The organism is Sandaracinobacter sp., from assembly GCF_041909755.1.
Classification (GTDB): domain Bacteria; phylum Pseudomonadota; class Alphaproteobacteria; order Sphingomonadales; family Sphingomonadaceae; genus Sandaracinobacteroides.
The window spans coordinates 16,610-29,799 of sequence record NZ_JAYRCW010000020.1 but is presented as its reverse complement, the minus strand read 5'-3'; the positions used below and the strand labels follow the sequence as shown (position 1 = coordinate 29,799).

Sequence of the window (13,190 nt, the reverse complement as noted above, 5' to 3'; positions counted from 1 at the left end):
CCTCGATCACGAGGCGATCCGCATCCTGCAGGAAGCGGGCGTCGCGGACGAGGTGATGGCGGGCTGCCGCAGCACCGACCGCTATGATTTCCTGACCGCTGCCGGAGAGGTGCTGCTGCGCTTCGAAGGCTCCGCCGGGATCGGGCCGGGGGGCTGGCCGCTTGCCAACATGATCCACCAGCCCTCGGTGGAGGCCGCCCTGCGACGCCGCCTCGCCGACATGCCCGGCGCCCGGCTGGAATCCCGCTGGGAGGTGACCGCGCTCGAAGACGCGGCCGACGGCCTGACGGCGCGCATCGCAACCCCCAGCGGCGAACGGGCGGTCCGCGCCCACTATGTGGTCGCGGCGGATGGCGCGCGCAGCCCGATGCGGCACCTCGCCGGCATCGCCATGCAGGATCTGGGCTTCGAGGAACCCTGGCTGGTCATAGACACGCTCGTCCTCGATGCCGCCCGGCTGCCCGCCGCCAACCTCCAGATCTGCGATCCCGCCCGCCCCACCACCTGCGTTCTGATGGGCGAAGGCCGCCACCGCTGGGAATTCATGATCCGCCCCGGCGAGGATGCCGACGCCCTCGCCACCGACGACAGCATCGCGGCCCTCCTCGCCCCCTGGAACGTCGAAGGCGCCGTCACGCTGGAGCGCAAGGCGATCTACACCTTCCGCGCCCGCATCGCGGAACGCTGGCGCAAGGGCCGGCTGCTGCTGGCGGGCGACGCCGCGCACCAGACCCCGCCGTTCGCGGGTCAGGGCCTCTGCTCCGGCCTGCGCGACGCCGCCAACATCGGCTGGAAGCTCGCCATGGTGCTGAAGGGCGACGCAGCAGACACCATCCTCGACAGCTACCAGCCGGAACGCGAACCCAATCTGCGCGCCACCATCGACATGGCGATGCTGATGGGCCGCACCGTCTGCATCACCGATCCCGAGGCCGCCGCCGCCCGCGACGCGCAGATGCTCGCGGCCCGGGCGGCGGGCCATTCGCCCGACGGCGCGCTGCACTATCCGGCGATCGCGGGCGGCCTCGTGCTCGCGGGCACACCGGGCGCCGGCGGCTATTTCCCGCAGCCCGTCGCAGGCGGCGCGCGGCTCGATTCCGTGTCCGGCGACGCGCCCTTCCTCCTCACCCGCGAGATGGCCGCCATCGCCTCCCTCGCGCCGTTCCGCGCCGCCCTCCTCGACTGGCTCGACGCCCATTCCGCAGAGGCCGTTCTGGTCCGCCCGGATCATCATGTGTTCGGAACCGGGCCTGCCGAAGCCTTGCTTGCCGCCTGGAACCAGGCGCTAGGCCGGGCCGCCTGAGCGCGGCAGCCAAACGGCCAGCCAGCGGTCCGCCATCGCGCCGGCCTCGGCCGGCGTGAATGCGCCCGCGTCCAGCGAAAGCTCCAGCCACAGCCCGTCGACCAGCGCCGTCACTGCGATCGCCGCCGTCCGCGCATCCGCATCCGGCACATCCGCCGCCCGCAGCAGCGCTTCCAGCTCCGCCAGCGACGCCGCATAGATCTCCCGGTGCAGCGCGGCGATCGGCGGCCGGCTCTTCACCAGGCTCCAGAAGGCCAGCCAGGTCGCCAGCAACCCCGGCGCGGCGATCGGTGGCAGGAAGCTGCCCGTCACGAAGGCGCGCAGCCGGGCGACAGGCGACAGACCGGCAGCCGCCACCGCCGCCGCCAGCGCCGCCGACACCTGCGCGGCCACATGCCGATAGGTCGCCTCGATCAGATCGTCGATGCCGTCGAAATAATGGCGCAGCAGCCCCGGGGAGACGCCCGCGCGGGCGCAGATGCTGCGCACCGAAACGCCCGCCGCCCCCTCTTCCGCAAGCCCGGCGGCACAGGCCTCGATCAGCGATTGCCGCCGGCTGTCGGGGTCGCGGACAAAGGCGGCGCGCAGGCTCATGCCCGTCGGCATAGCAGCATTGCAGCCGTCGGGCGAGCTTGTTATACACTCGTTCAACAACGGAGCAGATCATGGCCGCACAGCCGCAGGACAATCCCGATCCGGATGCGGGCTGGTCTCTGCCGGCCTGGATCTATTACGACGCCGAATGGTTCGCCGCCGAATGCGCGCGGGTGATGCGGCCGTCGTGGCAGATCGTCTGCCACCTGAACGACATCCCGAACCCCGGCGACTGGCAGACGCTGGAGTTCCTGGGCGAAAGCATCATCGTCATCCGCGGCGACGACGGCCTGCCCCGCGCCTTCGCCAATGTCTGCCGCCATCGCGGATCGCGCATCCTCGACGGCGCGGCGGGCTGCGCGAAAAAGCTCGTCTGCCCCTATCACGCCTGGGTCTATGAACTGGATGGCCGGCTGTCGGGCGTGCCGATGAAATCCAGCTATCCGGGGCTCGATCCGGCCCGCCACGGCCTCGCCCCCATCGAGCTGGAGGTCTGGCGCGGTTTCCTCTTCGTGCGCCTTGCCCCCGGCCTCCCCAGCGTGGCGGACATGATGGCCCCCTGGGATGCCCAGGTCGCGCCCTACCGCTTCGAGGAGATGCAGCCGCTCGCCCCCCCGCGCACCCGCCCCCGCGCGGTGAACTGGAAGAACCTCTGCGACAATTACAGCGACAATCTGCACATCCTGCCCGCCCACCCCGGCCTGCGGCGGATGTTCGGGCCGAACTATGTGACGAAGGCGGCCGAATGGTCCGACTGGCTCGGCGGCCCGCTTCAGGAACCGGGCAAGGGCGCCAGCTGGTCCGAACGCGCCTATCACCGCCTGCTGCCGCCCGTCGCCCACCTTCCGGCCGACCGGCAGAAGCACTGGTGGTACATCAAGCTGTGGCCGAACATCGCGTTCGACATCTATGCCGACCAGATCGATTTCATGCAGTTCCTGCCCACCGGCCCCACCACGACGGCGCTGCGGGAAATCAGCTATGCCCTGCCCGATGACCGGCGCGAGATGCGCGCCGCACGCTATGCCAACGCCCGTGTGAACCGGCTGGTGAACGCCGAGGATACGGAACTGGTGGCCCGCGTGCAGGCCGGCATGCAGTCCGCGCTGTTCACCGTCGGGCCGCTCTCCGAAACCGAGGTCTGCCTGCGCAGCTTCGCCGCCAAGCTCCGCCGCATCCTTCCGGAGGCCCGCCTCCACCACCCGCCGGCTCCGGGCTGGAGCCGCCGCCACCTGCAAGGCGCCTGACATGACCCTCAAATATGACGCCGTCATCCTCGGCGGCGGCCACAACGGCCTCGTCTGCGCCTTCTATCTCGCAAGGGCCGGGCTGAAGGTGCGCGTGCTGGAAGCGCGCGACATCATCGGCGGCGCCTGCGTCACCGAGGAATTCGCGCCGGGCTTCCGCAATTCCACCGCCAGCTACACCGTCAGCCTGCTGCGGCCCAAGGTGATCGCAGACATGAAGCTCGCCGATCACGGCTTCCGCATCGTCGAGCGCACCATTTCCAACTTCTTCCCGATGGACGGCAATTATCTGAAGCTGGGCGGCGGCACCGCCCGCACCCAGGCGGAATTCGCCCGCTTCTCGAAGAAGGACGCGGAAACCTTCCCCGCCTATGAAGAAGCGCTGGAGGGCGTGGCCGAAGTGCTGCGGGCGCTGTCGCTGAAAACGCCCCCCAACGCGGGCGGCGGGGTCCGCGCCCTGCTGGCCGCCGCCGCGCAAGGACGCCCGCTGATGGGCCTGAACGTGGAGGCCCAGCGCGACGTGCTGGACCTGTTCGTGAAATCCGCCCGCGACTTCCTGGATGGCTGGTACGAAAGCGAAGCCGTGAAGGCCGCCTTCGGCTTCGACGCCGTCGTCGGCAACTATGCCAGCCCCGATACGCCCGGCTCCGCCTATGTCCTCCTCCACCATGTGTTCGGGGAAGTGAACGGCAAGAAGGGCATGTGGGGCCATTCGGTCGGCGGCATGGGCGCCATCACCCAGGCGATGGCCCGGGCCTGCGCGCTGGCAGGCGTTGAGATCAGCCTCGAATCCCCCGTCTCCGAGGTGCTCGTCAGCGGCGGCAGGGCCGTGGGCGTGAAGCTGGCGGGCGGCCAGGAAATCGCCGCCGACATCGTCGCGGCCAACGTCGGCCCCGCCCTCCTCTATCGAAAGCTGGTGAAGGAAGCCGACCTTCCGGCCGATTTCGTGAAGCGCATGGCGACCTTCCGCACCGGATCCGGCACCTTCCGCATGAACCTCGCGCTGTCGGAACTGCCCGATTTCAGCGTGCTGCCCGGCCGCGAAAAGGCCGAGCATCACACCAGCGGCATCATCATCGCCCCCACGCTGGACTATATGGATCGCGCCTTCACCGACGCGAAGGCGGGCGGCTGGTCGAAGCAGCCCATCATCGAGATGAAGCTGCCCACCACCGTCGACAGCTCGCTCGCCCCCGAAGGCCGGCATATCGCCAGCCTCTTCTGCCAGCAGTTCGCCCCCGAACTTCCCCCCGCCGCCGATGGCAGCGCCCGCAGCTGGGACGATGTGCGCGAGCAGGTGGCGGATCATATCATCGACTGCGTGACCCAGCATGCGCCGAACTTCCGGGGCAGCATCCTTGCCCGGCAGATCCACTCGCCGCTCGATCTCGAACGCAAGTTCGGCCTCATCGGCGGCGACATCTTCCACGGCCGCATGAGCCTCGACCAGCTGTGGGCCGCCCGCCCGATCCTGGGATATGGCGATTATCGCAGCCCGATCGCCGGCCTCTACATGTGCGGATCGGGCACGCATCCGGGCGGCGGGGTCACCGGCGCGCCGGGCCACAATGCCGCGCACGAGATCCTGTCGGACCGCTCGCTGTTCGGCCGGCTCCTGCGCCGGGCCTGAGGCCGGAAAGGCGGCGGGGGCGGCTGCGCGCCCCCGCCTGCCCCGTCAGAAGCGTCGGCCCAGCTTCAGGCCGATGGTCCGCGGCCGCAGCGTATAGTTATAGAAGATCCCGCCCGACGCGGTCAGCCCGTCCGGGTCGCCGCAGGTGGTTTCCGGGCACTGCACGCTGCGCGAGGTGATCGCGTTGCTGTCGAACAGGTTGGTCGCATACAGCTCGAACGACCAGTTCTCCTTGCTGACACCCGCGCTGAGGTCGACCTGCGTATAGGACGGGAAATCCCCCACGATGTCGCGCACGCCGACCCGGAGGTCGCCGTTGCGGGAGCCTTCGTAGATGATCGCGCCCTGCACATGGGCGTCGAGATCGCTGCCCATGGTCCATTCATAGCGGCCGACGGCGTTGCCCTTGAAGCGCGGCGTATCCGGCAGGCGGGTGCCCGAAGGCGCCAGCACCTCGTTGGCGAGGCCGCCGGGGCCGGGGATGGTGCAATCCTGGTCCGGGTTCGCAAAGGCGCAGAAGTCCGTCACCAGCTTGGCGTCGTTGTAGCTGCCGCTGGCCGACAGGGTGAAGCCCGGCGCCGGCACCCAGGTCAGGTCCGCCTCGAAGCCGCGGATGCGGCCGTCGCCGGCGTTGGTCACCACGGTCAGGCCGTTTTCGCCCAGCGCGGAAAACTGGATGTCCCGCCAGTTCAGCTGATAGATGGCGCCGTTGAAGCGGACGCTGTTGTCCGCCCAGCTCGTCTTCCAGCCCAGCTCGAAATTGTCGAGCTGATCCGACAGATAAGGCTCCAGCCCGCCGCGCCGGTTGACCCCGCCGGGGCGGAACCCGCGCGAGAAGGTGGCATAGACCAGCGCGTCGTCGTTGAACTTGTAGGTGAGGTTCACCTTCGGCAGCCAGCCGGTGTCGCTGGTGGTGCGATCGAGGTTGGTGCAGGGCGCGCCGTCCACCTCGGACGGGGCGAAACACTGGGATTCGCCCGTCTTGCTGCTGAAGCCCGCCGAATAGCCGAAGAAGCCGATCAGCGAATTCTTGTACTTGTAGACGCGGGCGCCGCCGGTCAGCGTCAGCTGGTCGTTGATGTCCCACGCAAGTTCGCCGAAGGCGGCATAGTCGCGGTCGATCCGGCGCTGGCGGGTCAGCCAGATGTTGCTGTCCGTGCCGGTCACGGTGATCGAATCCGCGATGCCGTCGATCACATAATGCTCTTCGATGTCGTTCTGCTGCCGCTGATAGAACAGGCCGACGATCGCGCGGACGGGCTGGTCCTGCGGAGAGGTCAGCCGCAGTTCGTGGCTCTGCCGCGAATAGCGCGGGCGCGACTTCACATACTGGTTCGGGCTGATGATATTGCCTGCATTGTCATAGATATAGGCGCCCGAACCGAACAGGCTGTCATAGAAATAGGCATAGTCGGAATAGTCGCTGTCGGCCGGCGTCTTGCGCTTCATGTAGCCGCCTGCATAGACGAGATCCCAGTTGCCGATCTTGCCTTCGATGGTCAGCGCCGCCTGGAACCAGTCGTCCCGTCCCCATTCGGGGTTGTACTGGGCCACCTGCCGCTTATCGAGCCCGGTTTCCTCGCCGAAGAAGCCGTTCGCCTTCTGCTTCTGGCCCATGATGCTGGGCGTGATCGTCCAGTCGTCGTCCAGCTCGATCCCCAGCGCCAACCGGCCGCCGAGGGTCTCGACGTCGTTATAGTCCTTCTTCACATAGGGCGCGGTCGTCGCGGTGATGCCGGACGTGGGATAGACCCGCGTCTGCAGCACATTGTCGATATAGCCCGCATCCTTCTTGTACCAGCCGACGGCGCGCACCGCGATCCGGTCGCTCAGCGGCACGTTCACGAAGCCTTCCAGCACGCCGCCGATGCCGCCGTCGGCAACCGTGTTCACCTCGGCGTCAACGGCGCCGGAAAAGGCCGACGGGTCCGGGCGGTTGGTGATCAGGCGGATCGTGCCCGCCATGCTGGAGGCGCCGAACAGCGTGCCCTGCGGCCCGGCCAGCGCCTCGACCCGGGCGAGATCATAGACATGCACATCGACTGCGCCCGAAATGGTGGTGACGGGCAGTTCATCGAGATAGATGCCGACGGTCGGCTGCGAGGTGGAGTGGTTGGCGTTCTCGCCAGAGGAGACACCGCGGAAATAGACCTTCGCCGTGCCGGGGCCCGACGACTGGAAGGTGACGGACGGCAGGAACCGCACATAGTCGTTGAACGACTGCACCTGCAGGTTCGACAGCGTCTGGGTGTCGAACGCCTGCACGCTGATCGGCACGTCCTGCAGGTTCTGCGACGTCTTCGTGGCGGTGATGATGATGTCGCCAAGGCCGCCTTCCGGGGCCGCGGCCGTCTGGGCCGATGCGGCGAGCGGAAACGCCAGCGATGTCGAAAGCAGCAGCAGGCCACGCACGGCCGTGCGCGCGGTCCTCTTTTCATGGACTCCCATAGATACCCCTTGTGATCGGGCGACCGTTCACCGGTCGCCTCGGTTGGCTGGCGTCAGTCCTCCCCGGGCCTGTACCGGCCCCTGCACCCCCGCTTGTGGCACGGGGTGTGCAGCCACAGACTGCTACACGCCCGGGTAGCTGTCCAGCGCCGAACCGATGGCGGCCCGCAGCGGCCCCAACCATTCGTCATACTGTTGCCAATGATCCACAGCAGAGGCGTAGAGCGGCGTGCGAACCTGTTCCGAACTGGCGGTGCGGACGGCACGCTCGGTCTTGTGGAAGCTGAGGCAGGCGGGCTCGAACGCCAGCCCGCAATAATCCAGCAGGGCGCGGATCTCGGCCTCGGGGTCGGCCACCATGCGCTCGTAGATCACCCGGTGCACCCGCCCCGGCAGCACCTCGTCGAAATGCGCCATCAGCCGGGCATAGTCCCGCCAGTAGCGGCCGATGTCCGACAGGTCATAGCTGAAGGCCTGGCCGCGCGCGAAATGCTGCTTGAAGCCGGAAAAGCAGCAGCCCAGCGGGTGCCGGCGCGCATCGATGATCTTCGCGTTCGGCAGGATCAGGTGAATGAGGCCCGTGTGCAGGAAATTGTTGGGCATCTTGTCGATGAAGAAGGGCCTGTCCGTCTTTCGCTGAACCCGCGTGCGCGCCAGATATTCCTCGCCCAGCGCGCGGATCTGCGCGGCATCCAGCGCCGCCACCCGGTCCGCGAAGCGGGGGCCCTGTCCGTCCTTCTGACGCTCTCCCAGCCGCCGCGCCATGGCGATGATGTCGGGCAGCTCCATCGTCCCCTCGACAAGGCTGTGCGACGACAGGATCTGCTCGATCAGGGTGGAACCCGATCGCGGCAGGCCCACCACGAAGATGGGATCGGGCGCCGGGCAGCCCATGCCGGCCCGCGCCTCGAAGAAGTCCGGGCCATAGAGCTGGCGCACCTGCTCCACATTGGCGCTGGTGTCGTCGGCGCTGTAATCCAGTTGCGCGCGGCGCAGCGCGTTGCCGCGGGCATAATGGCCGAAACTCGCCGCCCAGTTGCGCCGGTCCTCCTGCGCCTTGCCCAGCGCGAATTCCAGGTGGAACCGGTCCTCGTCCGCCAGCCCGTCGCCCGCCAGCGCGGTTTCCATGGCGGCGATGTCGGCGTCGGTGAAGGTCACCGTCTTCAGGTTGGCGAGGCTCCACCAGGCCTCGCCCAGCGCCGGGGCCTGTTCGATCGCGCGGCGATAGGCGGCCACGCTGTCGGCCTGCCGGCCCACCGTCTTCAGCGAATGGCCATAGCTCATCCAGGCCATGGGCTGGGACGGATGGCTTTCCAGCAGCGTCTCATAGGCGTCGATCGCGGCCTGATAATCGCCCAGCCGCACCAGGATCGCGGCCCGCAGCACCCGATAGCCCGGCGCATCCGGATCCTCGGCCATCAGCCGGTCGATCTCCGCCAGCGCCTCCTCCGCCTTGCCCTGCCGTTGCAGCACGACCGCCAGATTGTGCCGCGCGGCGTGGAAACCGGGCGCCAGTTCCAGTGCCCGGCGCAGCAGCTTTTCCGAATCGGCATAGCGGCCGATCCGGCCCGCCAGCTCGGCCAGCATGCGGATCGCGGGCACGTCGGTTGGGCGCTGTTTCAGCCGGGTGCGCAGCGCCCGTTCCGCCACGGGCAGGTCGCCGGCCGCCAGCGCGGCGGCGGCCGACAGCAGCTCCGGGTCGGCCGTCGCGGCGTCCAGCATCTCGTCGAGGTCAATGGCGGAAGCCGGTGTCGCCACGGATCAGGCGCCCGTCTCGTCCAGCGGCAGTTCCGCCTGGCCCTGCGGCGCCTTCAGGCCCAGATGCGCCCAGGCGGGCGCGTTCAGCACCCGCCCCCGCGCCGTGCGTGCGACAAGGCCCGTCTGGATCAGATAGGGCTCCACCACATCCTCCAGCGTGTCCCGCGCTTCCGACAGGCCCGCCGCCAGCGTCTCGATGCCGACGGGACCGCCCCGGTAAAGGTCCGCGATCATCCACAGATAGCGCCGGTCCTGCGCATCCAGCCCCAGCCGGTCCACCTCCAGACGGCTCAAGGCATTGTCTGCAAAGGACGAATCCACAGGATCGGCCCGCCCGGCGGCGAAATCCCGCACCCGGCGCAGCAGCCGCCCGGCGATGCGCGGCGTGCCCCGCGCCCGCTTCGCGATTTCCCGCGCGCCATCCTCTGTCAGTGCCAGCCCCAGCAGCCCGGCCGCCCGCGTCACCACCGAGTGAAGTTCCTCCTCGGTATAGAAGACCAGCCGCACCGGGATGCCGAAACGATCGCGCAACGGCTGGGTGACAAGGCCCGACCGGGTCGTGGCGCCGACCAGCGTGAAGGGCGGCAGATCCACCCGGATCGACCGGGCGGAGGGGCCTTCCCCGATCATGATGTCCAGCGCCCGATCCTCCATTGCGGGATAGAGGATTTCCTCCACATGGGGCGCCAGCCTGTGGATCTCGTCGATGAACAGGACGTCGTTGGGTTCCAGGTTGGTCAGCAGCGCGGCAAGATCGCCTGCCTTGGCGATCACCGGGCCGGATGTCGCGCGGAAGCCCACGCCCATTTCCCGCGCCACGATCTGCGCCAGCGTGGTCTTGCCCAGCCCCGGCGGCCCGGCCAGCAGCACATGATCCAGCGCGTCGCCCCGGTGCCGGGCGGCATCGATGAACACGCGCAGATTTTCCCGCGCGGCCTTCTGCCCCACGAAATCGGCAAGCGTCTTGGGCCTGAGCGCGGCATCCGCGTCGTCCGTCCGCCTGCCCGGATTGATCAGCCTGTCGGCATCGTCCATCCTGAACCCCTTAGCAGCGCGAACGGGGGATGAAAGAGTGCTGACACGTCGAACCTTGCTGGCGGCGGGCGCCGCGACCCTTGCCGCACCGGCGCTGGCGAAACCGCCGCGCTGGTTCGATGGCGCGCTGGTGATCGACGGGCTTTCGGGCCTGGGCGACCCCTATGCACCCGAAGAACAGACCCGCCTGTCTGACCGGGCCAAGGCCGAACTGCGCCAGTCCGGCGTCACCGCGCTGCGCACCACGCTGGTGCCGGTGGGCAACCAGCCCGACGTGTGGGACGAGGTGAACCGCTTCATGGACAATCATGATTCGCTGTTCGCCGCGAATCCGGATTTCCTGGTGAAGGTGAAGACCGCCGCCGACATCGAGGCGGCGAGGAAGGCCGGCAAGCTGGGCGTCATCTATGGCACGCAGGACACGGCGATGGTCGGCACCGAGCTGGACCGGCTGGCGAAGATGAGGGAACGCGGCGTCCGCTGCGTCCAGCTGACCTACAATCTGAGGAACCTGTCGGGCGACGGCGCGCTGGAGCCGGCCGACGCCGGGCTTTCGCGGCTGGCGAAGGCGACGATCGAGCGGATCGAGGCGGAAAAGCTGCTGCTGGACTTTTCCCACGGCGGCGCGCGCACCATCCGCGAGGGGCTGGCGATGGCGAAGCGCCCGCCCACCGTCAGCCACACCGGCTGCCGCGACCTGTTCGATCATCCGCGCAACATCTTCGACGCCGACATGAAGACCACCGCGGACAAGGGCGGGGTGGTGGGCATCTATTTCATGCCTTTCCTGGTGCGGGGCGGAAAGGCGACCGCCGCCGACGTGATTGCCCATATCGAACATGCCTGGAAGGTCTGCGGCGAGGACCATGTGGCGATCGGCACCGACAATGGCCCGCTGGCCCGCGAAATCACCGAGGAAACCTGGAAGGCCGCGCGCGCCGACCATGAATACCGGTCGAAGATGGGATTCGCCGCGCCCGGCGAGGGGCCGGACGTGCTGCCGCTGGTGCTGGAGCTGAACCGGATCGACCGCTTCGCCTATCTGGCGGACCGGCTTGCGGCGCGGGGCCATGGGCAGGCGAAGCTGGAAAAGCTGTTCGGAACGAACTGGCTTCGCGTCTATCGCGACGTGTGGGGCGGTTAGCGGCTGGCGCGCTTCAGGGATTCGCGGATGAGGGCGGGGGTGGATTGCTCCTCCCCCAGGTCGCGCAGGGCCTGTGCGACGGCGCGGGCGGCTTCCGCCGTGCGGAAGCCCAGCGATTCGAGCGCGGCGATGGCGTCCGCCTCTGACGAGGCCGGGCGCGGGGCGTTGGGCAGCGCGATGTCGGGGAAGCCGCCCGCTGCCGGGGCCTTGCCCTTCAGTTCGGTGGTGATGCGGGCAGCGAGGCGCGGGCCGACGCCCGGCGCGCGGGCGATCATCGCCTTGTCGTCCAGCGTGATGGCGCGGGCGATCTCGTCCGGCGCCAGCGTGCCGAGGATGGCGAGCGCAAGCCGGCCGCCCACGCCCTGAACGCCCGTAAGAAGGCGGAACCAGTCCCGCTCCTCAGCCGTGCCGAAGCCGAACAGGGTGATGGCGTCCTCGCGGACCTGCGTTTCCACCAGAAGGAAGGCGGCGGCGCCCGGTTCCAGCAGGGCAAGCGTGCGCGACGAGGCCTGCACCAGATAACCGACGCCGGCGACGTCGATCACGGCATGGTCGACGCCGATCGCCTGCACGATGCCCTTCAGGCTGGCGATCATGCCGGCACCCGCATCTGGGCGGCGGTGCGCAGATGGGCATGGGCGATGGCGACGGCGAGCGCGTCGGCCTCGTCCTCGCCCAGCGGGCCGCAACCCGGCAGGATGCGGGCGACCATGGCGGCGACCTGCGCCTTTTCCGCCGCCCCGGTGCCCGTCAGCGCCTTTTTCACCAGCCGCGTCGCATGTTCGGAAACGATGAGATGGCCCACCGCCAGCAGCACCACGCCGCGCGCCTGCCCCAGCTTCAGGGTGGATTGGGGGTTCTTGTTCACGAACACTTCCTCCACGGCCGCCTCCTGCGGGGCATGGGCCGCGACAAGGGCGGCGATGCCGTCGTGCAGCATCTTCAGCCGCACGGGCAGCGGATCGGCGGCCCGGGTGGGGCAAGCACCATGGGCGATGTGTCTCAACCTGTTGCCCTCGGCCTCGATGAGGCCCCAGCCGGTCCGCGACAGGCTGGGATCAAGGCCCAGGATGCGGATCACAGCTGGCTCAGCACCTCTTCCGGCACATCATAATTGCCATAGACATTCTGGACGTCGTCCAGGTCTTCCAGCGCATCGATCATCTTCAGCAGCTGCTGGGCGGTATCCGTGCCGACTTCGACCCATTCCTTGGGCCGCCAGGCGAGCTTCGCGCCGGCATTGTCGCCAAGCGCGGCTTCCAGCGCCTTCGCCACTTCGTGGAGGGCGTCGGCCGCGGTCCAGATCTCATGCTCGTCCTCGCCGGATTCCACATCGTCGGCGCCCGCTTCGAGGGCGGCTTCGAACACCTTGTCGGCGTTGCCGGCCGCGGCCGGATAGGTGATGAGGCCGAGCCGTTCGAACCCGTGGGAGACGGAGCCCGACGAGCCGACATTGCCGCCGTTCTTCGAGAAGGCGGTGCGCACGTCGGTCGCGGTGCGGTTGCGGTTGTCGGTCAGCGCCTCGACGATCACGGCGACGCCGCCGGGGCCGAAGCCTTCGTAGCGGATCTCCTCGTAATTTTCCGCGTCCCCGCCCTCGGCCTTCTTCAGCGCCCGGTCGATATTGTCCTTGGGCATGGAAGCCGCCTTGGCGGTGGCGATCACGGCGCGCAGGCGCGGGTTGAATTCGGGATCCGAATTGCCGCCCTTGGCCGCCGTGGTGATTTCGCGCGCGAGCTTCGAAAACAGCTTCGACCGCTTCGCGTCCTGCGCACCCTTGCGGTGCATGATGTTCTTGAACTTGGAATGACCTGCCATGACGTCGCGCCTTAAGCCGGGACAAGCCGTTTGAAAAGACTTGGCCGACAGCCGGCAGGCAATGGCCCGATCCGCGACCTGCGCAGCGAAATTGACCGTTATGGTATTTGAATTGTTGGAAAATGTTCCACGTGGAACATTTCCCTACACTTTGTTTTCAAGGGGTTGCCTGAATATCCTGTTGGAAACCGGTCAGAATCCGGCGGATGAATG

At 68.3% G+C, this 13,190-nt stretch carries 11 protein-coding genes; 4 read left to right on the top strand and 7 right to left on the bottom strand.

All coding sequences use genetic code 11. The features are described from left to right. On the top strand, positions 1-1,303 hold a 1,303-nt coding region (locus ACE3O8_RS04745; RefSeq protein WP_374387317.1), incomplete at its 5' end, for a bifunctional 3-(3-hydroxy-phenyl)propionate/3-hydroxycinnamic acid hydroxylase. Here ACE3O8_RS04745 and betI read toward each other — a convergent pair. Further along, positions 1,286-1,897 (bottom strand): transcriptional regulator BetI, encoded by a 612-nt coding sequence (gene betI / locus ACE3O8_RS04740; RefSeq protein ID WP_374387315.1) that lies wholly within the window; start codon positions 1,895-1,897, stop codon positions 1,286-1,288. The genes ACE3O8_RS04745 and betI overlap by 18 nt on opposite strands. A gap of 71 nt (positions 1,898-1,968) precedes the next feature. Between betI and ACE3O8_RS04735 the strand changes: the two genes are divergently transcribed. Both ACE3O8_RS04735 and ACE3O8_RS04730 read left to right on the top strand, forming a co-directional pair. Then, positions 1,969-3,144, top strand: coding sequence for an aromatic ring-hydroxylating dioxygenase subunit alpha (locus tag ACE3O8_RS04735; RefSeq protein ID WP_374387313.1), 1,176 nt, complete (start codon positions 1,969-1,971; stop codon positions 3,142-3,144). A 1-nt stretch (position 3,145) separates the two neighbouring features. Then, positions 3,146-4,774 (top strand): phytoene desaturase family protein, encoded by a 1,629-nt coding sequence (locus ACE3O8_RS04730; RefSeq protein ID WP_374387311.1) that lies wholly within the window; start codon positions 3,146-3,148, stop codon positions 4,772-4,774. Positions 4,775-4,819: 45 nt separating this feature from the next. Here ACE3O8_RS04730 and ACE3O8_RS04725 read toward each other — a convergent pair whose 3' ends face one another. From ACE3O8_RS04725 to ruvB, 3 genes are all read right to left on the bottom strand, one after another. Beyond that, positions 4,820-7,222 carry a TonB-dependent receptor gene (locus tag ACE3O8_RS04725; protein ID WP_374387309.1) on the bottom strand — a complete coding sequence of 801 codons (2,403 nt, stop codon included), beginning with the start codon at positions 7,220-7,222 and terminating at the stop codon, positions 4,820-4,822. Positions 7,223-7,345: 123 nt separating this feature from the next. Then, positions 7,346-8,980 (bottom strand): sulfotransferase, encoded by a 1,635-nt coding sequence (locus tag ACE3O8_RS04720; protein ID WP_374387307.1) that lies wholly within the window; start codon positions 8,978-8,980, stop codon positions 7,346-7,348. Between the two features lie 3 nt (positions 8,981-8,983). Next, a complete protein-coding gene (gene ruvB / locus ACE3O8_RS04715; RefSeq protein WP_374387305.1) occupies positions 8,984-10,015 on the bottom strand; it encodes a Holliday junction branch migration DNA helicase RuvB in 1,032 nt (343 codons plus the stop codon). Positions 10,016-10,052: 37 nt separating this feature from the next. Here ruvB and ACE3O8_RS04710 point away from each other — a divergent pair, with 37 nt between their 5' ends. Continuing rightward, on the top strand, positions 10,053-11,159 hold the full coding sequence (locus tag ACE3O8_RS04710; protein ID WP_374387303.1) for a dipeptidase: 1,107 nt from the start codon (positions 10,053-10,055) through the stop codon (positions 11,157-11,159). On the opposite strand, the gene ruvA is transcribed toward ACE3O8_RS04710, so the two are convergent. The 3 genes from ruvA to ACE3O8_RS04695 are packed head-to-tail and all read right to left on the bottom strand — an operon-like array spanning position 11,156 to position 12,977. Beyond that, positions 11,156-11,755 carry a Holliday junction branch migration protein RuvA gene (gene ruvA, locus ACE3O8_RS04705; RefSeq protein WP_374387301.1) on the bottom strand — a complete coding sequence of 200 codons (600 nt, stop codon included), beginning with the start codon at positions 11,753-11,755 and terminating at the stop codon, positions 11,156-11,158. The genes ACE3O8_RS04710 and ruvA overlap by 4 nt on opposite strands. Then, positions 11,752-12,237: a crossover junction endodeoxyribonuclease RuvC gene (gene ruvC / locus ACE3O8_RS04700; RefSeq protein WP_374387319.1), complete on the bottom strand. Its 486-nt coding sequence runs from the start codon at positions 12,235-12,237 to the stop codon at positions 11,752-11,754. The genes ruvA and ruvC overlap by 4 nt, the downstream gene beginning before the upstream one ends. Further along, on the bottom strand, positions 12,237-12,977 hold the full coding sequence (locus ACE3O8_RS04695) for a YebC/PmpR family DNA-binding transcriptional regulator (protein ID WP_374387299.1): 741 nt from the start codon (positions 12,975-12,977) through the stop codon (positions 12,237-12,239). The genes ruvC and ACE3O8_RS04695 overlap by 1 nt, the downstream gene beginning before the upstream one ends. Between the last annotated feature and the right edge of the window lie 213 nt (positions 12,978-13,190).